We start from the raw sequence: 22,687 nt of genomic DNA, 5'->3' as shown, positions 1-22,687 counted from the left end.
GGCACCTTTGGCTGTTAAATTAACTAACACCTGCCATGTTTAAATTGAAGTGTCGCGCCGCGCAACCCCTGGCTGATAATCGAGCCACAGCAGAACAAAAAAACAGCTGGTTTCACACCCGAACGCAATCTCGATCCTGCCCAAAAAAATAATATCCATGGCCCGACGGCAACGCTTTGCAAAGCGAGTCGCAGGCGATGGGGGAATCGGAGGTAACGCATGAATGCCCTGCATTCGCTGCAAACGCTGGCGGTCTCGATCCGCTCAGTGCGCAAGGTTTACGGTGATCCGCACACAGGTCCGGTGGCACTGAAAAGCATCGACCTGGACATCCGCGACAACGAATTCTTCACCCTTCTCGGCCCTTCCGGCTGCGGCAAGACCACGCTGCTGCGGATGATCGCCGGTTTTGAATTTCCCACCGAAGGCGAGATTCTGCTCTACGGCGAAAACATCGCTGATCGCCCGCCCTTCCAGCGCCCGGTCAACACGGTGTTCCAGCATTACGCGCTGTTCCCGCACATGACCATCGCCGAGAACCTCGCTTTCGGCCTCGAATCGCACCCGATGGGCAAAGTCCTGACCAAGGCGCAAATCGCCGAGCGCGTGCGCGAGATGCTGGCGCTGGTGCAGATGGAACGTTTCGCCAACCGCAAACCGGCGCAACTGTCTGGCGGTCAGCAGCAACGTGTCGCCCTCGCCCGCGCTTTGGCACCGCATCCGAAGGTACTGCTGCTCGACGAGCCGCTTTCCGCGCTCGATCTCAAGCTGCGCCAGGCGATGCGCGAAGAGCTGAAAACCATCCAGGCGAAAACCGGCATCACCTTCATCTTCGTCACCCACGACCAGGAAGAAGCGCTGACCATGTCCGACCGCATCGCCGTGCTCTCCGAAGGCGAAGTGCAGCAGGTGGGGCGGCCGGAAGATATCTACGAACGCCCGCGCAATCGCTTCGTCGCCGACTTCATTGGCGAAACCAATTTCATCGAAGGCACCGTCACCCGTGTGGAAGACGGTCAGGCGTGGTTCGCCGGGCCGGCCGGGCATCCTCTGCCCGCGCAACCATGCAGCGATGTGCCGGTCGGCGCCAGCGTCACCTTGTCGGTGCGCCCCGAGCGCCTGCATCTGGTGCCGGCGACTACCGACACCGCGCTGCCGTGCCGGATCGAAGCGCAGATCTATCTCGGCACCGACCTGCAATATCAGGTCAGCCTCAGCGACGGTTCGCGCCTCACCGTGCGTACGCCCAATTGCGTCGACCAGAGCCTGCGCTTTGCCGTCGGTTCTCAGGCCGGTCTGTTGTTCGACCGTGGAAGCGCCAGCGTCCTGCACGATTGAGCCGGAGGAATTGCCATGCACGCCTTACCGATTGCCAACACGCTGGAGCGGCGCAAAGCCTTCCAGAGTTTCCTCGGCGTCAGCCCGGCGCTGATCGCCATCGGCCTGTTTCTGCTGGTGCCGATTCTGATCGTCATCGGCTATTCGCTGATGGAGGCCAACCCCTACGGCGGGGTCAACAAGGTCTTCAGCAGCGACGCCTACACCTCACTGCTGTTCGAGCGGCAACTGGACGACAGCCTCGCGTTTGCCGACTCGTATCTGATCATCGCCCTGCGTTCGATCGGCATTGCCGGACTGACCACCCTCATCACGTTGCTGATCGGTTTTCCGGTTGCGGTGTGGCTGGCCATGCAACCGGCGCATCGGCGCGGCTTGTTGATCTTTCTGATCACCGTGCCGTTCTGGGCCAACCTGCTGATCCGCACCTACGCGTGGATTCTGCTGCTGCGTAACACCGGGGTGATCAACAACAGCCTGATGGGCATGGGCGTTATTCACGAACCTTTGCAGTTGCTCTACACCGACGGCGCGGTGCTGCTGGGGCTGGTTTACACCTACGCGCCGTTCGTGGTTTTGCCGATTTACGCGACGCTGGAAAAAATGGATATACGCCTGCTCGAAGCTGCCCAGGATCTGTATGCGGGGCGGATACGCACATTACGCAAAGTGGTTTTGCCAATCGCCAAACCGGGGATTCTCGCCGGCGCCATCCTCACTTTCGTGCCGTGCCTGGGCGCGATGATTGCCCCGGAACTGCTCGGCGGCGGCACGCGAATGATGCTCGGCAACCTGATCTTCCGGCAGTTCAGCGATGCGCGTAACTGGCCGTTTGGCGCAGCGCTGTCGCTGGTGCTGATGGCCGCGGTGATGCTGGTGCTGACCGTTTATGCCCTGCGCGCCGAGCGCCAGCGCATCGCCAAAGGAGGTGCGTGATGATCGGAATATTCAAACGCAAAGGGCTGGGCGTGCAGGACTTCCCCGGCTTCGGCGGCTTCAGTTTCCTGTTCTATCTGTACCTGTACGCGCCGATCGTGGTGCTGGTGGTGTTCTCGTTCAACGCCAACCAATCGGCGACGGTGTGGACCGGTTTCAGTCTCGATTGGTATCGCGCCGCGTTCGCCAATCAGGCCTTGCGCCAGGCCGCCGGCAACAGCCTGTTGATCGCCGTCTGCGCAAGCATGATCGCCACGGCGATTGCCACCCTCGCCGCCCTCGGCACCTCGCGTGGCGCCAAGTTCAAGGGCCTGCACTTGTCGATGGGCGCGATCATGTTGCCGCTGGTGCTGCCGGAAATTGTCGTCGGTGTGGCGACGCTGGCGCTGTTCTCGACCATCGGTCTGTCGCTGGGTTACGGCAACCTGATCATCGCGCACACGGTGTTTTGTATTCCCTTCGCCTACCTGCCGATTCGGGCGCGATTGAACGATATGGACCTGTCGCTGGAGCAGGCTTCAGCCGACCTCTACGCCGGCCCGTGGCGAACCTTTCGCAAAGTGACATTGCCGCTGCTGATGCCGGGGATTTTCTCCGGGCTGATGCTGGCCTTCATCGTCTCGCTGGATAACTTCGTGATCTCGATGATGGTCTCGCAGGCCGGCACCACGACCCTGCCGATCTTCATCTTCGGCCTGCTGCGCATGGGTGTGACACCCGACGTCAACGCCGTGTCGACGCTGATCCTCGGCGTCTCGGTGCTGTTCGTCAGCCTCTCTTACCTGTTGGGCAAAAAGAACGCCTGAACCTTCTACGACCTGTGGGGAAATAGCATGAGCAAGTGGATAAAAAGCGTCGGCACTTCGTTGGTCCTGACTTTGCCGCTGAGCATGGCCGCCAGTGTTCAGGCCGCCGAGAAACTCAACGTGGTGAGTTGGAGCGGTTACTTTTCGCCGGAGATTCTCGCCAAGTTCCAGAAGCAGACCGGCATCGAAGTCACCGTCGATTCCTACGACTCCAACGAGACTTTGTTGGCGAAATTGAAACAGGGCGGCGCCGGTTATGACGTGGCAATTCCGTCGCACCAGTTCATCCCGATCCTGATCAAGGAAAACCTGCTGGAGCGCTTCGACCCGGTCAAAGAGCCCTACTACGCCAGCGTTGTGGATAACCTGAAAAAACCAAGCTGGGACCCGGAAGGCGCGTATTCGGTGCCGTTCATCTGGGGCACCACCAGCGTCGTATTGGACTCCGCGCGCTACAAAGGCCCGGCCGACAGTTACAAGGTTTTGTATGAGCCGCCAGCCGAATTGCAGGGGCGCATCAACATGTTCGACTCGGTCAGCGACATGGTCGACATGGCCAGCCTGTACCTGAACATTCCGCTGTGCAGCGAAGACCCGAAACAGATGCAGCAGGTGCTGACACTGCTCAAGGCGCAGAAGCCGTTCGTCAAGACCTACAGCTCCAAGGCCGGCTCGATTCGCGAGAACCTCGCCTCGGGTGAAATCGACATGTCGATGTTCTGGGGCGGCTCGTCGATGCGTGCACGCGAGATGAAACCGACGCTGAAATACCTCTATCCGAAAGAAGGTGTGCTGGCCTGGGTCGACAATATGGTCATCCCCACCGGCAGCAAAAATCCGGCGAATGCCAAGGCGTTCATCGCCTTCCTCAGCCAGCCGGAAAACTCGGCAATGACGCAGAACTTCCTCAAGCACCAGAGCCCGATAAAAGGCGTCGAACCGTTCCTCGATGCGGCGCTCAAGGATGCGCCGGAACTGCACATTCCCGAAGGCACCAACGTGGTGTTCAGCAAGACTTGCGGTGAAGGTGCGATCCGCCTCGCCGACCGTCTCTGGACCAACCTGATGCGTTGACCTTTATCGCCCCGTCGCACTGGCGGGGCGTTTTTCCAGCCATCTGAAAGGCCGCTTGCAATGAACGCTAATAACATCAGCGAACTGGTCCTGTTGCAGGCCCACGAGCTCGCCGAACGTATCCGCCTGCGCCAGTTTTCCTGCCGGGAAGTGATGCAGACTTATCTTGCCCATATCGAACGTTTCAACCCACGGGTGAATGCGCTGATCAGCCTGCAATCACCGGAACATCTACTGGCTCAGGCCGATGCACGCGACGCTGAACTGGCGCGTGGTGAATACCGGGGCTGGATGCATGGCCTGCCCCATGCGATCAAGGATCTGTCGCTGACCCACGGCATTCGCACCACGCTCGGCTCGCCGCTGTACAAGGATTTTGTGCCTGAGCGCGACGGCATCATGGTCGAGCGGATCAAGGCTGCCGGCGCGATCATTATCGGCAAGACCAATACGCCGGAATTCGGCCTCGGTTCGCAAAGCTACAACCCGTTGTTTGGTGCCACTGGCTGCGCTTTTGATCCGAGCAAAACAGCGGGTGGCAGTAGCGGTGGCGCGGCGGCGGCGCTGGCGATGCATCTGGTGCCGGTGGCCGATGGCAGCGACATGATGGGTTCGCTGCGCAATCCGGCGGCGTTCAACAACATTTTTGGCTTTCGCCCGTCGCAGGGGCGTGTGCCGTTCGATGACAGTGCTGATCTGTTTTTCGATCAGCTCGGTTACGAAGGGCCGATGGCGCGCAGCGTGAGGGATGCGGCGTTGCTGTTGTCGGTGCAGGCTGGCGGCGATGCGCGGGCGCCGTTGTCCATCGCTGAATCCGGTGAGGCATTTGCTGCACCGCTGGAGCGTGATTTCAAAGGCACGCGCTTGGGCTGGCTGGGGGACTTCAACGGTTATCTACCGATGGAGAATGGCGTGCTGTCGTTGTGTGAGAGGACTTTTGCCGACTTTGAAAGCCTCGGTTGTCAGGTTGAAGGGGTTCAACCGGGCTTCGCGCCTGAGCGGCTTTGGAGCAGTTGGCGGACGTTGCGGCACTGGATGGTCGCCGGGTCTTTGGGCGCAACCTATGCCGATCCGCAGAAACGCGCGTTGTTGAAACCGGAAGCGATCTGGGAAGTGGAGAACGGCTTGAAGCTGTCGGCCAGCGAAGTGTTCGCCGCGTCCGTGGTGCGTAGCGATTGGTATCGGGCGATTTCTCGGCTGTTCGAACGCTACGATTACCTGCTGCTGCCCAGCGCCCAGGTGTTCCCGTTCGATAAGACCCAGCCTTGGCCGACGTCGATTGAGGGCGTGGCGATGGACACGTATCACCGCTGGATGGAGGTGGTCATCCCCGGCACGTTGTCGGGCTGCCCAGTGGCCAACGTCCAGGCGGGATTCAATGCGCAGGGTTTACCGATGGGATTGCAAATCATCGGCAAGCACCAGGCCGACTTCGCTGTCCTGCAATTGGCGCATGCGTATGAACAGGCCAGCCGCTGGTTCGAACGCTGCCCTTCGCCCCTGCTGAGCCAATAATTTTGATAAACGGTTGAAAGCGTAGAAAAAAATTTTAAATTTACGCTTGACGCTTTTCCATTTCAGGGGAATAATGCGCGCCACTTGGCTACATAGCTCAGTTGGTTAGAGCATAGCATTCATAATGCTGGGGTCCGGGGTTCAAGTCCCTGTGTAGCCACCAAGTACTAAAAACGGCTTACCGAAAGGTAAGCCGTTTTTTTATGCCTCGAGAAAAGTCTCGGCAATCTGTTACTCCAAGGTGTTGTCGCACCTTGGTTCCGCGTTCCTCGGATTACTTCAAACTTCTCTTTCTTCGTTGCTCGTTTTGGTCGCTGCCTGTGCGATCAGGGCGTCGAGCATCTGCGCAACGACCTTCTGTTGGACCTTCGAAAGCTCATTGATGGACTGCAGCCGTCGATACCACGTCGAGGTCAAGCTGTGTCTGGGCTTCTCCGTGTACGAGGGAACCCCGAGCAGGTCTTCAACAGGCACGCGAAGCGCAAATGCCATCTTCACCAGTGTCGTGACCGGCATGCTCCGGGTGCCCTCCTCGTAGCCCTGAAAGGTTTGCCGGGAAAGACCTAAAGCCCGTGCAAACCGAGTCTGTGTGATCTCGTGCACTGTGCGTAAGTGAGCAATGCGACTGCCCATCGCCACCAGAAAATCGCGATCCTCATTGGAAATGCTCATGACAATGGCCGACTGAAAATAGAGTTGAATGGCAACGGACTCATCCTTTTCATCTGAAATCCATCCTGGAAAAAACGATAGAAAACATCCTCAGGTAAAGACGCGTAAGTTGTCGACCTGAAAAATCTGTAGGAGAAATGCAGACTACCCCGTTATCCACACCGAAAGACTACAAGCGCGAAACACCGCTGGTTCATCTGTATCAATCGCCAAATCAACAGACCGAGAGAGCGCTGTAGGAAACGGATTCGATCCAAGTACGAATTGGATTTTTCGTAAATCCAGGCGCATAAAACTCACCCCTGCGGTTTGCCCGAAATCCCCACTGACCGACAAGCTTCCCTGGCTCGATTCAAAGCCATACAGGGAGTTGTCGTGGCTCGATTCAAATTCCTCTTCGAAGTTGACTGGCTCTGGAGACGCTACAACGGTGGCACTTCATGGGCCTCGTGGCATGTGCCTAAAGCACCGGAACCGGTGTACATCGAAAAGGATGAATGGCCAACGCCCAAGCCCCGCGAAAGTCAGGTGTTCGCCAAGTCCTGCACGCCGGGTAACTGGTGCCGAACGGACGCCGGCACGCTGCCCGAATCTGCCGCCAACTTCGGCAAGATCATGGTCGCGGGGGCCATGCTCTTTCCGTCAGCCAGCACCGCTGTCGCGACGGCGATAGATGCCGATCTGGCCTTGGGCCGTTTAGCCGGCGGCGGGATTCTGCAACAACGCCTCAACTGGGCCATTCGCGGCGCTGGCGGGCCGGCCAGCGTGTTCATCCTCGGGATGCTGCCAACCCGAATGGGCGATGGCACGCTGCACACCGATGACGAATTACGCCGCATGACCCGCGCCACCACCCGCGTGCGCTTCCAGTTCCGGCGTGACGCCGAAGGGGTCATGCAGGTCTACGGCATCCACACCGGCGCCTCGGGCGATGATTCGGTGCGTACTGTCAAAGTCGAGTGGAACAGCGACAAGACTGCGATGGAGGCCAAGCTCAACGGCATCACGATTTTGTGGACACCGCAACGCGGGCCACTCGGTGCAATGCCGCCACTGGTCTATCCCGAACATGGCGAGCCACTGAACACGATCCTTGTTCATCCGATTCCCGACAACACTGATACCCAGATAGAAGGCCTGCCCGGCGAGGACATTACTGCCGAGGATTGTATTCTGGTGTTCCCGGCAGAGACCGGGTTGAAGTCGCTGTATGTGGTGTTTTCGAAACCGGCCAGACTGACGCCGGGTACGGTGACGGGGGTTGGAGAGGATGTGTCGGGGATATGGCTTGCTGGGGCGGGAACGGGGATCGGTGCGCCGATTCCGACACGGATTGCGGATAGGCTTAGGGGGAGGGAGTTTTCAAGCTTCGATGCCTTCAGAAAGGCGTTTTGGACTGAGGTTGTGAATGATCCAGATTTGCGCAGCCAATTTATCCCGGACAACATTGAGCGGATGCAGAATGGTAATGCACCAAAGGCACGTTACAGGGACGCCAATGGTTCAAAAGGCTCCTTTGAAATTCATCATGTCGATCCAGTTTCAAAGGGTGGCGAGGTTTATCACGTAGACAATTTGCGGATCAACACGCCAAAAAACCACGCAGATATTCATCGGAAATAATTCAATGAAAAGCCGTCTTTCTGACTATACCGAAGCAGAGTTTCTAAGTTTTCTGCAAGAGATTCGAGCCGCCAACAAAAACGCTTCCGATGAAGTTCTCGACCCGCTGTTAAGCCACTTTTGCACCATCACCGAACATCCAGATGGGACGGACTTGATCTACTACCCAGAAGATGAGGCAGATAATTCTAACGAAGCAATCATCGAAACCGTGAAAAAGTGGCGAGCCGCGAATGGACTTCCAGGCTTCAAGCAATAGGTATCGAACGCAAAATATGCTCCCTCCTTTTACCAAAAGCAGTATTTCGGAGTACACAACTTGGCCAAGAAAATTTCTAACTACAAGGAGGAGCAATTTATTTATCTGCTGCAGCAAATATTCACCTCCAACACAGACGATACGTCAGAGACAGTGCTGGCGGATATGTTAGATAACTTCAGTGAGCTGGCCGAACATCCCGCGGGCACTGACTTGATCTACTGGCCAGAGGATGAGGCGCAATGCTCTCCTGAAGGCATCACGGCGACCGTAAAAGAATGGCGCGCTGCGAATGGACTGCCTGGGTTTAAGCAATAAGTACTAATTCACACCTCGGGATAATCACCGAACTTGTGGCGAGGGGATAAACCTCCTCACCACAACGCTATGTCTGACCTACTCAGGTTTCTCTGTCGACAGGGCTAACAACCCCTTCACCCAGATCTGCCGAGTGCGCAGCCCCACCATCGCCCGCCAATCCGGATCAGCCGGATAGAACTGCTCCAGTAGCTTTAGTTTGATCTCACGCCCTACCGCATCCAGCGGATCGCCATGCAGATGTAACCAATGGTCATCACGCAAATGCCGATGCACATCCGGCCCCGGATACGTTCCGCACTCGATCACGAACGGCATCAACTGCACGTCTGGTAAAGCATTGAGCAACGCTTGGGAGGTGTACCCGGTGGCCGTCGCCGCCACACCGGTTTCGCTCAAGGTGTCGGCGCCGGTGTGCAGCGTGTAAAGCCATGGGCCATAGATCGCCTGAGCTTGCGCGAGTGCCGGATAAGGCGCCTGGGTGATGGTCAGCAACATCGGATGGCCGTACTCACCGGCGCCGGTATGCAGGTCGAAACACATCACGGTTTCAGCGCCAGACAGATGCACGTCGATGATTTGATGCAATGTGCGATTCGACCAGCTCGGCGCACGACCGCCATAAAACAGTCCATCGGGATGGCTGTGCTGGCCGCCCTCGACAATCGACATCACCGCCGGCCAGCCCTGCTCGTTGATCTGCGCATCGAGCAAGGCATTGGCGCGTTTCCGCTCGGGGCCATTCAAATCAGTGCACGCATAGATTTCATGCAGCGCGGCGTAAGCGCGGTTATCCGGCAACGGCCCGCTGAAATCGAGGTGATTGCGGTTGAGGTCAATGTTGTCTTCGTTGACCCGGCGCAACCACGCCGTACCCCATGGGTTGATCAGGTGAACCATCACCACCGCGACATCCTTGGGCAGCGAACCGGGTTCGAAGGTTTTCAGCCAATCGATCTGACAATCCGAGCCGTAATAGCCCTCGACTCCGTGCGTGCCGCTGAGCGCTACCAGTCGGCGTTTGGCCTGCGGATCGCCGAGCATGGCGACGTCGGTGCTCAGGGGTTCACCGAATGGCCCGCAACGTGGATGCGCGTACGAAGTGAGCGTGGCGCCGGCAGCATTGGCGGCGGTGATGAACTGTTCGCGTTGATCGCGGTAGCTGGATTCGGTGGGGAACTCGCTGTGCATATCGGCCTCTTGTTGATCTTGTAACTGTAGGAGAGCCTGCTCGCGATAGCGTCATCACATTCAACATCTTTGCTGACTGACCCACCGCTATCGCGAGCAGGCTCACTCCTACAGGGGTTGTTGGTGCTCGATAGATTTGCGGTTGACCCTAGCGAACATCCGCCCTGAAAAGAAAGACAAAAATGCCCGCCGGTTTGCGTCGCGACCGAGCGGTCGATAAAGTCCCTCAGACTTTTATCCCACGGACGGAGAGCCCGCGTGTTTTCAGCCTTGCCCTTGAGCCGCTTTCGCCTGCCAGCCCTGACGCTGATCATCAGCGCCCTGACCCTCACCGCGTGCAACGCCCCGCCCTCCTCGACTCTGCCGCTGGCACCGGAGGCCGCTTCCGGTTACCGCACCGATCTGCAAACCCGCCATGCCAGCAAACACATGGCCGCCGCTGCCAACCCGCTGGCCGCCGAGGCCGGGCGCGAGATGCTGCGTCAGGGCGGTTCGGCGATTGATGCGGCGATTGCGATGCAAGCGGTGCTGACGCTGGTCGAGCCGCAATCTTCCGGGATTGGTGGCGGCGCGATGATCGTGCTGTGGGACGGCAAACAGGTGCGCACCTATGACGGTCGCGAAACCGCACCGGCCGGCGCCACCGAGAAACTGTTCCTGCGCGCCGACGGCCAACCGATGTCGTTCCCGCAGGCGCAGATCGGCGGTCGTTCGGTCGGTACGCCGGGCGTGTTGCGTGCGCTGGAGATGGCGCATAAACAACACGGTCGCCTGCCGTGGGCGAAGCTGTTTGAACCGGCAATCAAACTGTCCGAGCAAGGCTTTGCGATCTCGCCGCGCCTGCATTCGTTGCTGGAATCCGACCCGGTGATCCGCCAGTCGCCAGAGATGGCGAAGTACTTCCTCAATGCCGATGGCAGCGTCAAAGCCGTCGGTACGCGCCTGCAAAACCCGGCATTGGCCGCAGTGCTAAAACGCATTGCAAACGAAGGACCCGACGCTTTGTACAAAGGCCCGATTGCTGAAGAAATCGTCGCCAAGGTTCAGGGCCACGCCAACCCCGGCAGCCTGTCGTTGAATGATCTGCAGCACTATCAGGCGAAAGAACGCGCGCCGCTGTGCACCGATTACAGACGCTGGCAGGTCTGCGGCATGCCGCCGCCGTCGTCGGGCGGGATCGCGGTGGCGCAGATCCTCGGCACCCTGCAAGCGCTGGAAACCCGCGATCCACGTCTTTCACTGACACCGCTCAAACCGTTGAAAACCGACAAACCGGCCGGCATCGAACCCGATCCACAAGCCGTGCATCTAATCGCCGAAGCCGAACGTCTGGCCTACGCCGACCGCGCGCAATACGTCGCCGATACCGACTTCGTGCCGGTGCCGGTCAAAGGCCTGGTCGACCCGGGCTACCTCGCCAGCCGCGCCAGCCTGATCGGCGAACGCAGCATGGGCAGCGCCAAACCGGGTACGCCGCCGGGGGTGCAGGTCGCCTACGCACCGGACCGCTCGCCACTGCGCATATCCACCTCGCAAGTGGTGGCGGTGGATGATCTGGGCGGCGCCGTGTCGATGACCACTACCATCGAAGCGGCGTTCGGTTCGCACCTGATGGTTCAGGGCTTTCTGCTGAATAACCAGATGACCGACTTCTCGTTCATCCCCGAAGAGAACGGCCAGAAAGTCGCCAACCGCGTCGAGCCCGGCAAACGCCCGCGCTCGTCGATGGCGCCGACGCTGATCTTCGACCGCAACAGCGGCGAATTCCTCGCCAGCGTCGGCTCACCGGGCGGCTCGCAAATCATCGAATACGTGGCGAAAACCACCGTCGGCCTGCTCGACTGGAAACTCGATCCGCAAAGCGCCATCAGTCTGCCCAACTTCGGCAGCCGCAACGGCCCGACCGAACTGGAACAAGGCCAGTTCAGCCCGGCGCTGATTCAGGCGCTGAAGGACAAAGGGCATGCGGTGAGTGAAATCGACATGACCAGCGGCACCCAGGCGATCGTGCGGGTCAAGGATGCGCAGGGGAAAGCGTCGTTGGAAGGTGGCGCGGATCCACGGCGTGAAGGGGAAGCGTTGGGGGATTGAGGCTACGATGCAAAGAAAAAAGGCTTACCGCGAGGTAGACCTTTTTTGTAGCTAACAGATTGTGTTCACTCGCATTCCGTCGCCTTTTCCTACCCCGAAAATTTGCTGCCACGGATAGAGTAAGTGGCTGTTCAGCAAACAACACTTTCGGGATCTGCTGGCATACATGAACACACAAATATTTGAACCGTACGTCCACCGACCGCCAACAGCCTTGCATCAGTCCCATAGCGGGACTAGGATCGCGTCATGAGAATTATCGCTGTCAGTCAGCTCAAAAATTTTTGGGAACGTTATCCGGACTCAGAGCAACCACTGTTGGCATGGATAGATGAAGCGAGGAAAGCAAGCTGGTCAACGCCCTCGGACATCAAGGCTCATTTTGCTTCTGCGAGCATTCTGAAAAGCCGCAGAGTGGTGTTCAACATCAAGGGCAATGACTTTCGACTGATCGTAGCCGTGGCTTATCGCTTCGGAGCCATGTACATAAAATTCGTCGGCACCCACAAGCAGTACGATGCAATCGACGCTGATACCGTCGAAATGGAGTAACCCATGAACATACGTCCGATTCATAACGAAGAAGACTACCGTGCGGCGCTCAAAAACGTGTCTGCACTCTTCGACAACGAGCCAGAACCGGGTACCCCTGAAGGTGATTACTTCGACATCATGATCACACTCATTGAGGCCTACGAAGCCAAACAGTTTCCAGTGGATTTGCCTAATCCAATCGATGCCATCAAATTTCGGATGGAACAGTCAGGCCTGTCAGCCGCGGATCTCGCTCCGGCTATCGGTCGAACAAACAGGGTCTATGAAGTGTTGAACGGCAAGCGGGCACTCACTTTGCCAATGATATGGAAACTTCATGAGCTGTTTGGAATTCCTGCCGAAAGCCTGATCAAACCAATTAAGCAAATCTGATACAAATTGCAGCACCCCAGCCTTTGACCGCGGCTCAGCGATTAGCCACCAGATGCGCCCCAAACAGCAAATAACAACCACCGGCCAAGCGATCCAGCCATTGCCGCGAACGCTCATACACACCTGCGATCCGCCGGCTGGCGAAGAACAGTGCCACGCTGCAATACCAACTGAACGACAGCGTCGCCATGGACAGCACCGCCAACGCCAGCAACAACGGCGGAATGTGAGCCGGCATGGCGGTGGCGAAGATGGTAGCGACGAACACTGCGGATTTAGGGTTGGTCATATTGCCCAGAAAGCCCCGGCCGTAAGCACCGAGCAACGTCTGTTCCGAGCCATCCAGCGAACCATGCACAATGGCTGGCTTACGCTTGAATTGCTTGAGCCCGAGGTAGATCAGGTAACAACCGCCGGCAATCTTGAAGCTCAGGTACAGCGTCGGCGCGGCACTGAACAGCGACTGGATGCCCAAGCCGCCGGCCAGCCCCCACAACACCGTGCCGCTGGCCACGCCGAGCGCCGCGACGACGCCATGTCGGCGAGAACGGCTGACCGCCAGTTGCGCGATGTTGAAGAAGTTCGGGCCGGGCGTGACCACGGCCACCGCCCACAACAAGGCTAGCGACAGTAGCGGCGTCAGATAACTCGAAAAGGAAAGATCCATGGGAGCATGCGCCTGATGGGGTCGACGATGCCCTCCACCTTGCAACATCCCGCAATGTTTTGCCATCAACGACCATTCAAATCGCTAACGTCTTGCCATCCACCGCATCACCAATCTTCAGGAAGTGCCCGCCCGCGACATGGTGCAAGGTACGCAAACCATCATGCCCTTCGAAATGCCAACGCCCCTCGCTGAACACTCGCTCATCGGCGTGGGCGGCGATGACTTCGGCGAGGAACAGGTCGTATTGCTCATGATTGCGCGGCTCGGGCAGCAAGCGGCATTCGAGCCAGGCAACGCAGCCGTCGAGCAGCGGCGCCTCGACTTGTTCGCCGGTAAAGGTCTGCAGGCCATACACCTGAAACTTGTCTTGCCCCTGGTTTTGGTTGATTTCCAGTCCCGACGTATTGCCGACGGTCTGCACGATGTCGGCCTGATCGACGCAAGGCACGTTGAGGACGAAAGTGCCGGAGGCTTCGAGCAGTTGCCGGGTCCAGGTGGATTTGTCGAGGACGACGGCAACTTTCGGCGGTTCGAAATCCAGCGGCATCGCCCACGCGGCGGCCATGATGTTGCGTTGGCCATCGTGGGCGGCGCTGACCAGTACGGTCGGCCCGTGATTGAGCAGGCGGTAGGCTTTGTTCAGGGGCACCGGGCGGCGGTGGGAATCGCTCATGGGGATCTGCTCCGGGGAAAAGGAGCCGATTGTAGCGCCAACGTAAATTTGTAGGAGTGAGCCTGCTCGCGATCACGGTCTGACATTCAACATTTGTGCTGACTGATACACCGCTATCGCGAGCAGGCTCACTCCTACAGGGTTGTGTGCGGGTCAGTTGGACAGTTGATTGGCGAACTGGCCGACGGCATTCACGACTTTTTGCGCGCCGTCCTGAATCTCGACGATCACCGTCCCGGCCTCCGCCGCCAGCGCCAGCCCTTGCTCGGCCTGGAGCTTGCCGTCGGTCATCAGCGCCACGGCGTTACGCGCCATTTCCTGGTTCTGCCGCACGACACCGACAATCTCTTCGGTCGCCTGGCTGGTGCGTGACGCCAGTTGCCGCACTTCGTCGGCCACCACGGCAAACCCTCGACCCTGCTCGCCGGCACGGGCGGCTTCGATCGCGGCGTTGAGCGCCAGCAGGTTGGTCTGTTCGGCAATCCCGCTGATGGTTTTGACGATGGTGCCAATCACCAGCGATTGCTCGTTCAGTGCTTCGATGCCTTCACCGGCGGCCTGCATGTGCCGCGACAAGTCGCGCATCACGTTGACCGCTTCGGTCACCACGGTGGTACCACGCTGCGCCGTGCTGTCAGTTTGTTGCGAGGTGCTGTAGGCAATGCTGGCCGCATCGGCAACGGCTTGTTCGCGGTTGACCTGATCGGTGATCACTGTCGCGAACTTCACCACTTTGTACAGTTTGTTGTTGGCATCGACCACCGGGTTGTAGGACGCCTCCAGCCACACGGTACGGCCATGGCTATCGATCCGTTTGAACCGATCGGCGACAAATTCGCCATGGTTCAAGCGGCGCCAGAAGTTCTGGTACTCGGCGCTGTTGTATTCCTCCGGTGCGCAGAACATGCGGTGATGTTTGCCCTTGATCTGCGCCAGGCTGTAACCCATGCCGCTGAGGAAGCGATCGTTGGCGTTCAGCACGTTACCGTTGAGGTCGAACTCGATCAGCGCGGTTGAACGCACCAGTGCGCCGATCAGGTTTTCGTGCTCGCGGGAGGCTTCGATGGTGCGGGTCAGGTCGCTGGCGAACAACGAGATATGCTTGATTCGCCCGTCCGAAGAGCGCACTGGCTGCACGATCGAGCGCAACCACGCCTCCTCACCGTTGCCACGCAACAGGCGCACGGCCCCGGCGAAATGCTCGCCGCGCGTCATGGCATTCTTGAAGCGCAGGTGGAATTCGTCGGACTTCACATGGGCCGGGACGATGTCTTCAAGCGCGCGGCCGATCAGGTCTTGGTTCTTGTAGAACATTTCGTTGAGGAAGTTCTGGTTGACCGACTGAATCCGGCCGTCCGGCTCAAGGTTCAGTACCAGCATCTCGCTTTCCAGGCTTTCCTTCACTTGCAGAAGGCTGGAGAGTTCTTCACGAAGAGCGGCCAGCTCTTGCTTCAAGCGTTTGTTGAACATGGGAAAGCACCGATGGCAGGTAGAAAGCGGGTATGCAGCCTAACCATCGGCCATGAAAACCTTTTCTGAAGAGCACTTGAGACCCATCAGTCAAAAATAGTTCTGGCTCTTCGCGTCAGGCAGTTCCGGCCACCTGACACTGTCCCGTGCGCGGCATCCGCGAGCCGAAATACGCCGCGCTGAGGATGCCCACTACGCCCATCACCGCGCAGAATATTACGCAGATCCACGGGGTCCACGGCATCAGACCAATCAGCAACAACGGTGTGATACTCGCCCACGCGGCGTAGGCAATGTTGTAGGTGAACGAGATGCCTGAGACACGAATACGCGCCGGGAACAAACCGACCATCACCGACGGCACCGCGCCGACAACCCCGCAAGCGAGACCGGCGACGGCATAGGCCAACCCGACCCAGTTGCCGCCCATGATCAAGCAGCCGTAAAGCACGGCGATGCCCAGCGGCAGCAGCAGGCTATAGAGCATGACCGTGCGCCAGGCGCCGATGCGATCGACGAGGAGACCGGCGATCACGCAGCCGACATTGAGGAAAACGATGCCCAATGCGCTCAGGGCGAAGGTATGGCTGGCGGTCATGCCGAAGGTTTTCTGCATCATGGTCGGGGTGATCACCACGAACACCACCACCGCCGAGGTCAGTACGCAGGTGAGCAGCATTGCCGGCAGCATCGCCAGCCGATGTTCGCGCAGCACCGTGCGCAACGGCAGTTCGATCCGTGCTTCACGCTGCGCTTCCATGGCCATGAACACCGGGGTTTCGCTGAGCCAGCGGCGCAGATAGACGCCGATCACACCGAACACGCCCCCCAGCAGGAACGGATAGCGCCAGGCGTAATCGAGGATTTCCGCCGGGGTGAAGACTTGCGCGAGGAACGTCGCGGTCAGCGCGCCGATCAGGTAACCGAAGGTCAAACCGGCCTGCAAAAAGCCCAGGGCATAACCGCGATGCCCGGTCGGCGCGTGTTCAGCGACAAACACCCAGGCGCTCGGCACCTCACCGCCTACCGCCGCACCTTGCAGAATGCGCAGCGCCAGCAACAACAACGGCGCGAAGTAGCCGATCTGGGCATAGGTCGGCATGATCCCGATCAGCAGGCACGGCAGCGCCATCATCAGGATGCTCAGGCTGAAGACTTTCTTGCGTCCGAGGCGATCAGCGAAATGCGCCATCAGAATCCCGCCCAGCGGCCGCGCCAGATAACCGGTGACGAAAATCCCGAAGCTTTGCAGCAGGCGCAGCCACTCGGGCATTTCCGGCGGGAAGAACAACTGGCTGAGGGTCAGGGCGAAGAATACGAAAATGATGAAATCGTAAATCTCCAGCGCCCCGCCAAGGGCCGCAAGGCCGAGGGTCTTGTAGTCGGAGCGGCTGAACGGCGCAGGTTTGGCCGTGGTGTGGGCAGTCATGGCAAAGAACTCTGGCAGGCAAAAAACCAAGGCGCCCATGGTCTACGCAAATGGCCAGATGGACAACCCGTTAGACCATAGTCATGGTTTTGCAAAACCTGCTCACAAAACCGCGGCGCTTGATTTACTGTTGAAGCCTGTCCTGCTAGGCGAACCACCATCGGCAAGTCATGCCGAGATCCTTGTAGGAGTGAGCCTGCTCGCGATAGCGCCAGATCAGTCAATACAAGTGTTGAATGTAAGAAAGCTATCGCGAGCAGGCTCACTCCTACAGGGGATGTGTGATTCGTCCGCAAGACCACAATAACCATAAAAATCCGAGGTACTCCCGTGGCCGTTGATATCGAAGATAGCCGCTCTGCGCGCTTTGCCCTGCGCTGTTCAAGTTTCGCCGAACGCTGGTTTCCCGATTCCTGGGTCTTCGCCGCGTTGGCCGTCATTATCGTTGCACTGGCCACACTGGCCATGGGCGCCAAACCTACGGATGCCGCGATGGCCTTCGGGGACGGCTTCTGGAGCCTGATCCCGTTCACCATGCAGATGGCTTTCGTGGTAATTGGCGGTTATGTGGTCGCCAGCTCGCCACCTGCCGTCAAACTGATTGATCGCCTGGCACGCATCCCGAAAAACGGCCGCTCCGCCGTGGCCTGGGTCGCGTTGATTTCAATGGTCGCGTCGCTGCTCAACTGGGGCCTGTCGCTGGTGTTCGGCGGTCTGCTGGTACGCGCCCTCGCCCGCCGCACCGATCTGAAAATGGATTATCGCGCTGCTGGCGCCGCCGCCTATCTGGGCCTTGGTGCGGTGTGGGCGCTGGGGCTGTCGTCGTCGGCTGCGCAATTGCAGGCCAACCCCGCCAGTCTGCCGCCGTCGATTCTGTCGATCACCGGGGTGATTCCGTTCACCGAAACGATTTTCCTCTGGCAATCCGGCGTGATGCTGCTGGCGCTGATCGTGGTTTCGATCATCATCGCCTACGCCACCGCGCCCGGGCCGAACTCCGCGCGCGACGCCAAGGCCTGCGGCATCGACCCGGCCTTCAACCTGCCGCCACTGCAACCGCGCACCCGGCCGGGCGAATGGCTGGAACACAGTCCGCTGCTGATCATCGTGTTGGTGCTGCTGGCGGCGGGATGGCTGTTCCACGAGTTTTCAACCAAACCGGCGATCACCGCGATTTCCGGGCTCAACACCTACAACTTCCTGTTCATCATGCTCGGTGCGCTGCTGCACTGGCGTCCGCGCAGTTTCCTTGATGCAGTGGCCCGTGCCGTGCCGACCACCACCGGTGTGCTGATCCAGTTCCCGCTGTACGGCTCGATCGCCGCGCTGATGACCACGGTCAAAGGCGCCGATGCGCAAACCCTCGCGCACCACATCTCGACGTTTTTCGTCAGCATCGCGTCCCACGACACCTATGCGCTGCTGATGGGCGTGTACTCGGCGATTCTCGGGTTCTTCATCCCGTCCGGCGGCGGCAAGTGGATCATCGAAGCGCCGTACGTGATGCAGGTCGCCAATGACCTGCAATACCACCTCGGCTGGGCGGTGCAGATCTACAACGCAGCGGAAGCGCTGCCGAACCTGATCAACCCGTTCTACATGCTGCCGTTGCTGGGCGTACTGGGGTTGAAGGCTCGGGATTTGATCGGCTTTTCGTTCGTGCAACTGCTGGTGCACACGCCGCTGGTGCTGCTGTTGCTGTGGGCGCTGGGGACGACGCTGGCGTATACGCCGCCGGTGATGCCGTAAACCGGATCTAACAGTCGAAGTCATACCCTGTGGGAGCCAGCCTGCTGGCGATAGCAATCTGTCAGTCGACATCACTGTTTCTGACACACCGCCATCGCCAGCCGGCTGGTTCCCACCGTTGTTTCACAACTTCCTTAAGCTGTAACCCAACCGTCACATCTCCTTGCTAGCGTCCACCCGAAACATACTGAAACATTTAAGCAAAACGGGCTGAGACATGATCGACGATACAGACGGTTCCGACGCACCCTCCGTTGCTTCCGATAAGCCCACCGACACCAGTCGTCGCCGCTTTCTCGGGGGTGTCGCGGTACTCGGTGTGGGCGCAACGCTGGCGGGGTGCAGTCATGCGGGCGACCCTCCCGGCAAACCGGTCGAGCGTCCGCTTTCCCCGACCGAGTTGGACAAGGCCCTGCACGAGCAGAAAACCGTGGTGGTGATCTACGCCGAGAACCGCAGTTTCAACAACCTGTTCGGCGACTTCCCTGGTGTCGAAAAACCGCTGTCGGCGCTCAAGCCTGCCGATTACCAGCAACGCGACCGCGACGGCAGCGTGCTGCAAACCCTGCCGCCAGCCTGGGGCGGTGTGCTGCAGATCGGCCCGCAAGCCCTCGATGGCGTGACCTATCCCAGCGCCACGCAGTTTCAGGAAAACCTGCCCAACGCGCCGTTCGCCCTCAAAGGCCCGAACGGTGAAGATTTGCCATTCGGCCTGGTGACCCGCGATTTGTGGCATGTGTTCTATCAGAACCAGATGCAGATCAACGGCGGCAAGAATGACGGTTTCGTCGCCTGGGCCGACGCCGGTGGTTTGACCATGGGCCACTATGCGCAGAGTCGTTATTCCCTGCGTCTGTGGGACGTCGCGCAGGAATTCGTGCTGTGCGACAACTTCTTCCAGGGCGCCTTCGGTGGCTCGTTCCTCAACCACCAATACCTGATCAGCGCCACCGCGCCGTTCTATCCTGACGCTGCCAATTCGGTCGCCAAGTCGCAGATCGCCGCGCTGCAAAGCGCTGATCCGGCCGACACGCGCCTCAAGCCGCTGGAGCAATCACCGGCCAGCGCCATGACCGGCCCGCCGCAATTCGGCCCAAGTGCGCTGACCCCGGACGGTTTTGGCGTCAACACCCTCGCCCCGCCCTACTGGCCAACCTGGATTCGCGACCCGGAGCGCCCGGCGTATTCCAAACCGGACCTGCCCAACGTCATGGTGCCGCAGACCCACGAACACATCGGCGACAAACTGTCGAAGAAGAACATCGACTGGGCCTGGTACGCCGGGGCATGGCAGGCGACGCTGGAGCAGTACAAGGATTCCGGTGGCATTCCGAAAATCCCCAACTTTCAGTATCACCACCAGCCGTTCAACTACTTCAAACAGCAAGGCCCGGAAAACCCGGACGAGCGCAATAAACGCCTGCGCGACGCCGGTTTGGGTGACGAGTCGAGTACCAACAAGTTCTTCGCCGACGCCGAGGCCGGCAAGCTGCCCGCCGTGAGTTTCTACAAACCGCAGGGCAACCTGAACATGCACGCCGGTTATGCCGACGTCGCCTCCGGGGACCGGCACATCGTCCGTGCGCTGAAGGTGCTGCGCGAAAGTCCGCAGTGGAAAAACATGGTGGTGATCGTCACGGTCGACGAAAACGGCGGCTGGTGGGACCACGTCGCGCCGCCCAAGGGCGACCGCTGGGGCCCGGGCTCGCGGGTGCCGGCCCTGGTGGTGTCACCGTTTGCGCGCAAGGGCACGGTGGATCACACGGTTTACGACACGGCGTCGATCCTGCGGCTGATCACCCGGGTATTCCAGTTGGAGACCCTCAACGGCCTCAAGCAGCGCGATGACGCGATGATTGCCCGCGGCCAGAAACCCATGGGCGATCTGACCAACGCCCTGCATTTTCCAGCCTGAGAATGAGCCCTGCGCGTTGGCGCAAAAAACTGCGAATGACGGCTTCTCTGTAAAACACAGCTGATCCACTATGAGGCGCCCCCGATACGCGGGGAACCCACGCTGAAAAGGATCTGAGCATGTTCAAACTCGCAGGATTTATTCGCAAAACGCTGGCCCCCACTGCATTGGCCCTCGCTGCACTCACCCTGAGCGCGGCCGCCCACGCCGATGTCGACTTGAAACTGGGCAGCACCGAACGCGTCACCCGCCTCTTCGCCTACCCCAACAACTGCAGCGTGATCTGCTTTCGCAACTGGACGCTGGAGCAGACCGTCGCGCATTACCTGAGCCAGAGCGTGCAACGCGACGGTTATGCCAATGCGAAGGTGTTGGTGAAAAACGATAACGACCAGCTCTATGCCGAAATCAGCGGCGTGCCGGCCGGATACGACAAACCGCTGTCCGCGCTGCTTGATGCCGGTGATCTCGCTTACGCCGGCGCCAGCAAACTCAACGCCGACGGCAAATGGGCGTACAGCTGGTATCTGTTCCTGCCGCTGGGCATGGCTCTGGAAAATCGCAAAAGCGTCGAGTTGCTGCACTTCCCGCCGGATTACTCGCTGACCCAGGCTCAGGATTACCTGCGCTCGAACACCACCGACCGTTGGGCAACGCTGTTGACGGTCAATGGCATTCCCGCCGAGCAGACCCCGGCGTTTCAGACCATCATCGACATCGCCCCGATTGCTGCGCCGTCCAATGCCGGCAGTGATCTGGAAGGCGTCTATGACTATTTCAAGGACTACCAGACCACGCTGGTCAAGCAATTCAGCCAGACCTCCAGCGGCAAGACACTGCCGATGGTGGCTTTCGGCGCACCGGTACGGAACTGGATCAAGCAACAATATGGGCCGACGGTCAACGTACTGGGCCTGGCGACCATCAGCCCCAGCGCAGGCGTGAACGTGCCGGTCCTGGGATCGAACCACCCGAGTTACATCTGGTACGCCGCCGATCCCAAGAGCTACTCCGGTGACGATGCCCAGGCCAAGGCTGACGCCGCAGGCTTGAAAGTCATGGGTCAGGATTTGAGCGCCGCCTGCTGGCAGGCCGATATGGGCAGCAGGCCGAGCAGCGATGCGCAGACTACCCTCAACAACTGCACGCAGACTTGGCAAGTCACGCAAAAGGCCAAAACCTGCGAGCTGTTTTACACCTCGATCCGCAACCTGACGCAGGAACAGGCCGCCGCCAAATGCGCCACCACGCCGATCAAGGCGCAACTGCAGCAGCTGAAGGCGCCGATGCCAGACACCGCGGTGCCCGCTCCGCACCTGTAACCACTCAAACGCCATTCCCGCGTCAGTCATCACTGACGCGGGAAAGCGTCTATTTCGACTGTCATATATGACAGTAGACCGGGCATCATCTTTGCGACACGATCGGCTCCAAACAGCCACGTTGCAGAACTGACAGGACGTCAGAGTAAGGAAGTCGCAACATCTTCCGACAGGGATTGTTATGAATAGCCAAGCGCTTACAGGATCCGTCCCTCGCGATACCGAAGGCATTTACCCTTTTGCCGGATTACCCGTACGTCTGGGTTTTCCTGCCCGGGCCGACTTTGAAGTCCTCCACGATGAGCAGGCCACCCCAACCGGGATCGCGGCGCGCCGGGAATTTCTGCGTAACAGCCGAATGTGCCGGGTTTCGGGACAACTGCTGCCCTACCGCTGTCGCCAGACCCGACAACTGCTGACCGGCATCCATATCTACGATCCACGCTTTTGTGGACTACTCGAACACGCCTGCGACCCGAACGTGTTTCTCGACATGAGCGAACTCTGGCTGTGGGCGTTGAAAGATATCCACAAGGGCGAGCGGCTGACCATGGATTACACCGCCACCGAAGACAAACTGCTGCGCCAGTTCGCCTGCGGTTGCGGTTCTTCGCGCTGCCGTGGGTGGATCACCGGTTACAACGAACCAACGACCCTTGAAGGCCAGCATTACCTGCAACACTGGCGGGGACATGGCCTGCGTTGAGCA

At 59.3% G+C, this 22,687-nt stretch carries 21 protein-coding genes and 1 tRNA gene; 16 read left to right on the top strand and 6 right to left on the bottom strand.

The genetic code is table 11. The features are described 5' to 3' along the window. The first annotated feature begins 219 nt into the window (after positions 1–219). The 6 genes from JFT86_RS11680 (at position 220) to JFT86_RS11655 (ending at position 5,832) form a co-directional block, all read left to right on the top strand. Entirely contained in the window at positions 220–1,338 is a 1,119-nt protein-coding gene (locus JFT86_RS11680) for an ABC transporter ATP-binding protein (RefSeq protein ID WP_201236815.1), read from the top strand. Positions 1,339–1,353: 15 nt separating this feature from the next. After that, positions 1,354–2,274, top strand: a complete 921-nt coding sequence (locus JFT86_RS11675; RefSeq protein ID WP_201236814.1) for an ABC transporter permease — start codon at positions 1,354–1,356, stop codon at positions 2,272–2,274. Next, on the top strand, positions 2,274–3,080 hold the full coding sequence (locus JFT86_RS11670) for an ABC transporter permease (protein ID WP_116255190.1): 807 nt from the start codon (positions 2,274–2,276) through the stop codon (positions 3,078–3,080). The genes JFT86_RS11675 and JFT86_RS11670 overlap by 1 nt, the downstream gene beginning before the upstream one ends. A 27-nt stretch (positions 3,081–3,107) precedes the next feature. Then, a complete protein-coding gene (locus tag JFT86_RS11665; protein WP_201236813.1) occupies positions 3,108–4,154 on the top strand; it encodes an extracellular solute-binding protein in 1,047 nt (348 codons plus the stop codon). A 60-nt stretch (positions 4,155–4,214) separates the two neighbouring features. After that, positions 4,215–5,669, top strand: coding sequence for an amidase (locus tag JFT86_RS11660; protein WP_201236812.1), 1,455 nt, complete (start codon positions 4,215–4,217; stop codon positions 5,667–5,669). Positions 5,670–5,755: 86 nt separating this feature from the next. After that, positions 5,756–5,832, top strand: a tRNA-Met gene (locus JFT86_RS11655). 116 nt (positions 5,833–5,948) lie between these two features. Here JFT86_RS11655 and JFT86_RS11650 read toward each other — a convergent pair. After that, on the bottom strand, positions 5,949–6,341 hold the full coding sequence (locus JFT86_RS11650; protein ID WP_242489482.1) for a helix-turn-helix transcriptional regulator: 393 nt from the start codon (positions 6,339–6,341) through the stop codon (positions 5,949–5,951). A 375-nt stretch (positions 6,342–6,716) separates the two neighbouring features. Between JFT86_RS11650 and JFT86_RS29220 the strand changes: the two genes are divergently transcribed. The 3 genes from JFT86_RS29220 to JFT86_RS11635 are packed head-to-tail and all read left to right on the top strand — an operon-like array spanning position 6,717 to position 8,541. Next, the gene (locus tag JFT86_RS29220; RefSeq protein WP_201231326.1) at positions 6,717–7,964 is read left to right on the top strand and encodes an S-type pyocin domain-containing protein; all 1,248 of its coding nucleotides are present in this window, start codon (positions 6,717–6,719) and stop codon (positions 7,962–7,964) included. A gap of 4 nt (positions 7,965–7,968) precedes the next feature. Continuing rightward, positions 7,969–8,223 (top strand): bacteriocin immunity protein, encoded by a 255-nt coding sequence (locus JFT86_RS11640; RefSeq protein WP_201231327.1) that lies wholly within the window; start codon positions 7,969–7,971, stop codon positions 8,221–8,223. 60 nt (positions 8,224–8,283) lie between these two features. Beyond that, on the top strand, positions 8,284–8,541 hold the full coding sequence (locus JFT86_RS11635; protein ID WP_201231328.1) for a bacteriocin immunity protein: 258 nt from the start codon (positions 8,284–8,286) through the stop codon (positions 8,539–8,541). 78 nt (positions 8,542–8,619) lie between these two features. Here JFT86_RS11635 and JFT86_RS11630 read toward each other — a convergent pair whose 3' ends face one another. Next, positions 8,620–9,732, bottom strand: a complete 1,113-nt coding sequence (locus JFT86_RS11630; protein WP_201236811.1) for a DUF2817 domain-containing protein — start codon at positions 9,730–9,732, stop codon at positions 8,620–8,622. A gap of 258 nt (positions 9,733–9,990) precedes the next feature. Between JFT86_RS11630 and ggt the strand changes: the two genes are divergently transcribed. The 3 genes from ggt to JFT86_RS11615 all read left to right on the top strand — a co-directional run bounded on the left by ggt (position 9,991) and on the right by JFT86_RS11615 (position 12,750). Then, entirely contained in the window at positions 9,991–11,823 is a 1,833-nt protein-coding gene (gene ggt, locus JFT86_RS11625) for a gamma-glutamyltransferase (protein ID WP_201236810.1), read from the top strand. Between the two features lie 249 nt (positions 11,824–12,072). Then, the gene (locus tag JFT86_RS11620) at positions 12,073–12,375 is read left to right on the top strand and encodes a type II toxin-antitoxin system HigB family toxin (protein WP_201231331.1); all 303 of its coding nucleotides are present in this window, start codon (positions 12,073–12,075) and stop codon (positions 12,373–12,375) included. Positions 12,376–12,378: 3 nt separating this feature from the next. Then, entirely contained in the window at positions 12,379–12,750 is a 372-nt protein-coding gene (locus JFT86_RS11615; protein WP_201231332.1) for a helix-turn-helix domain-containing protein, read from the top strand. Between the two features lie 34 nt (positions 12,751–12,784). Here JFT86_RS11615 and JFT86_RS11610 read toward each other — a convergent pair whose 3' ends face one another. The 4 genes from JFT86_RS11610 to JFT86_RS11595 form a co-directional block, all read right to left on the bottom strand. After that, positions 12,785–13,417: a LysE family transporter gene (locus JFT86_RS11610; RefSeq protein ID WP_201236809.1), complete on the bottom strand. Its 633-nt coding sequence runs from the start codon at positions 13,415–13,417 to the stop codon at positions 12,785–12,787. 76 nt (positions 13,418–13,493) lie between these two features. Beyond that, a complete protein-coding gene (locus JFT86_RS11605) occupies positions 13,494–14,093 on the bottom strand; it encodes a flavin reductase family protein (protein ID WP_201236808.1) in 600 nt (199 codons plus the stop codon). A gap of 153 nt (positions 14,094–14,246) precedes the next feature. Next, a complete protein-coding gene (locus tag JFT86_RS11600; RefSeq protein ID WP_201236807.1) occupies positions 14,247–15,563 on the bottom strand; it encodes a PAS domain-containing methyl-accepting chemotaxis protein in 1,317 nt (438 codons plus the stop codon). Positions 15,564–15,678: 115 nt separating this feature from the next. Then, on the bottom strand, positions 15,679–16,992 hold the full coding sequence (locus JFT86_RS11595; protein WP_201236806.1) for an MFS transporter: 1,314 nt from the start codon (positions 16,990–16,992) through the stop codon (positions 15,679–15,681). A 330-nt stretch (positions 16,993–17,322) separates the two neighbouring features. Here JFT86_RS11595 and JFT86_RS11590 point away from each other — a divergent pair, with 330 nt between their 5' ends. The 4 genes from JFT86_RS11590 (at position 17,323) to JFT86_RS11575 (ending at position 22,684) form a co-directional block, all read left to right on the top strand. Beyond that, positions 17,323–18,741, top strand: a complete 1,419-nt coding sequence (locus tag JFT86_RS11590; protein WP_201228493.1) for a TIGR00366 family protein — start codon at positions 17,323–17,325, stop codon at positions 18,739–18,741. Between the two features lie 217 nt (positions 18,742–18,958). Next, positions 18,959–20,656, top strand: a complete 1,698-nt coding sequence (locus tag JFT86_RS11585; protein ID WP_201236805.1) for an acid phosphatase — start codon at positions 18,959–18,961, stop codon at positions 20,654–20,656. A gap of 119 nt (positions 20,657–20,775) precedes the next feature. Then, positions 20,776–21,978 (top strand): hypothetical protein, encoded by a 1,203-nt coding sequence (locus tag JFT86_RS11580; protein WP_201236804.1) that lies wholly within the window; start codon positions 20,776–20,778, stop codon positions 21,976–21,978. 181 nt (positions 21,979–22,159) lie between these two features. After that, positions 22,160–22,684, top strand: a complete 525-nt coding sequence (locus tag JFT86_RS11575) for an SET domain-containing protein-lysine N-methyltransferase (RefSeq protein WP_201236803.1) — start codon at positions 22,160–22,162, stop codon at positions 22,682–22,684. Positions 22,685–22,687 lie beyond the last annotated feature (3 nt).

Origin of the sequence: Pseudomonas sp. TH06, assembly GCF_016651305.1 — a bacterium.
Classification (GTDB): domain Bacteria; phylum Pseudomonadota; class Gammaproteobacteria; order Pseudomonadales; family Pseudomonadaceae; genus Aquipseudomonas.
The sequence above is the reverse complement of the archived record's forward strand: the minus strand, read 5'-3'. Positions and strand labels throughout refer to the sequence as shown.

What these genes read in the sequence shown, in the direction of transcription:
- JFT86_RS11680 (WP_201236815.1), top strand. Translation starts at nt 220, where the DNA reads ATGAATGCCCTGCATTCGCTGCAAACGCTGGCGGTCTCGATCCGCTCA.
- JFT86_RS11675 (WP_201236814.1), top strand. Translation starts at nt 1,354, where the DNA reads ATGCACGCCTTACCGATTGCCAACACGCTGGAGCGGCGCAAAGCCTTC.
- JFT86_RS11670 (WP_116255190.1), top strand. Translation starts at nt 2,274, where the DNA reads ATGATCGGAATATTCAAACGCAAAGGGCTGGGCGTGCAGGACTTCCCC.
- JFT86_RS11665 (WP_201236813.1), top strand. Translation starts at nt 3,108, where the DNA reads ATGAGCAAGTGGATAAAAAGCGTCGGCACTTCGTTGGTCCTGACTTTG.
- JFT86_RS11660 (WP_201236812.1), top strand. Translation starts at nt 4,215, where the DNA reads ATGAACGCTAATAACATCAGCGAACTGGTCCTGTTGCAGGCCCACGAG.
- JFT86_RS11650 (WP_242489482.1), bottom strand. Translation starts at nt 6,341, where the DNA reads ATGAGCATTTCCAATGAGGATCGCGATTTTCTGGTGGCGATGGGCAGT.
- JFT86_RS11640 (WP_201231327.1), top strand. Translation starts at nt 7,969, where the DNA reads ATGAAAAGCCGTCTTTCTGACTATACCGAAGCAGAGTTTCTAAGTTTT.
- JFT86_RS11630 (WP_201236811.1), bottom strand. Translation starts at nt 9,732, where the DNA reads ATGCACAGCGAGTTCCCCACCGAATCCAGCTACCGCGATCAACGCGAA.
- JFT86_RS11620 (WP_201231331.1), top strand. Translation starts at nt 12,073, where the DNA reads ATGAGAATTATCGCTGTCAGTCAGCTCAAAAATTTTTGGGAACGTTAT.
- JFT86_RS11615 (WP_201231332.1), top strand. Translation starts at nt 12,379, where the DNA reads ATGAACATACGTCCGATTCATAACGAAGAAGACTACCGTGCGGCGCTC.
- JFT86_RS11610 (WP_201236809.1), bottom strand. Translation starts at nt 13,417, where the DNA reads ATGGATCTTTCCTTTTCGAGTTATCTGACGCCGCTACTGTCGCTAGCC.
- JFT86_RS11605 (WP_201236808.1), bottom strand. Translation starts at nt 14,093, where the DNA reads ATGAGCGATTCCCACCGCCGCCCGGTGCCCCTGAACAAAGCCTACCGC.
- JFT86_RS11600 (WP_201236807.1), bottom strand. Translation starts at nt 15,563, where the DNA reads ATGTTCAACAAACGCTTGAAGCAAGAGCTGGCCGCTCTTCGTGAAGAA.
- JFT86_RS11595 (WP_201236806.1), bottom strand. Translation starts at nt 16,992, where the DNA reads ATGACTGCCCACACCACGGCCAAACCTGCGCCGTTCAGCCGCTCCGAC.
- JFT86_RS11585 (WP_201236805.1), top strand. Translation starts at nt 18,959, where the DNA reads ATGATCGACGATACAGACGGTTCCGACGCACCCTCCGTTGCTTCCGAT.
- JFT86_RS11580 (WP_201236804.1), top strand. Translation starts at nt 20,776, where the DNA reads ATGTTCAAACTCGCAGGATTTATTCGCAAAACGCTGGCCCCCACTGCA.
- JFT86_RS11575 (WP_201236803.1), top strand. Translation starts at nt 22,160, where the DNA reads ATGAATAGCCAAGCGCTTACAGGATCCGTCCCTCGCGATACCGAAGGC.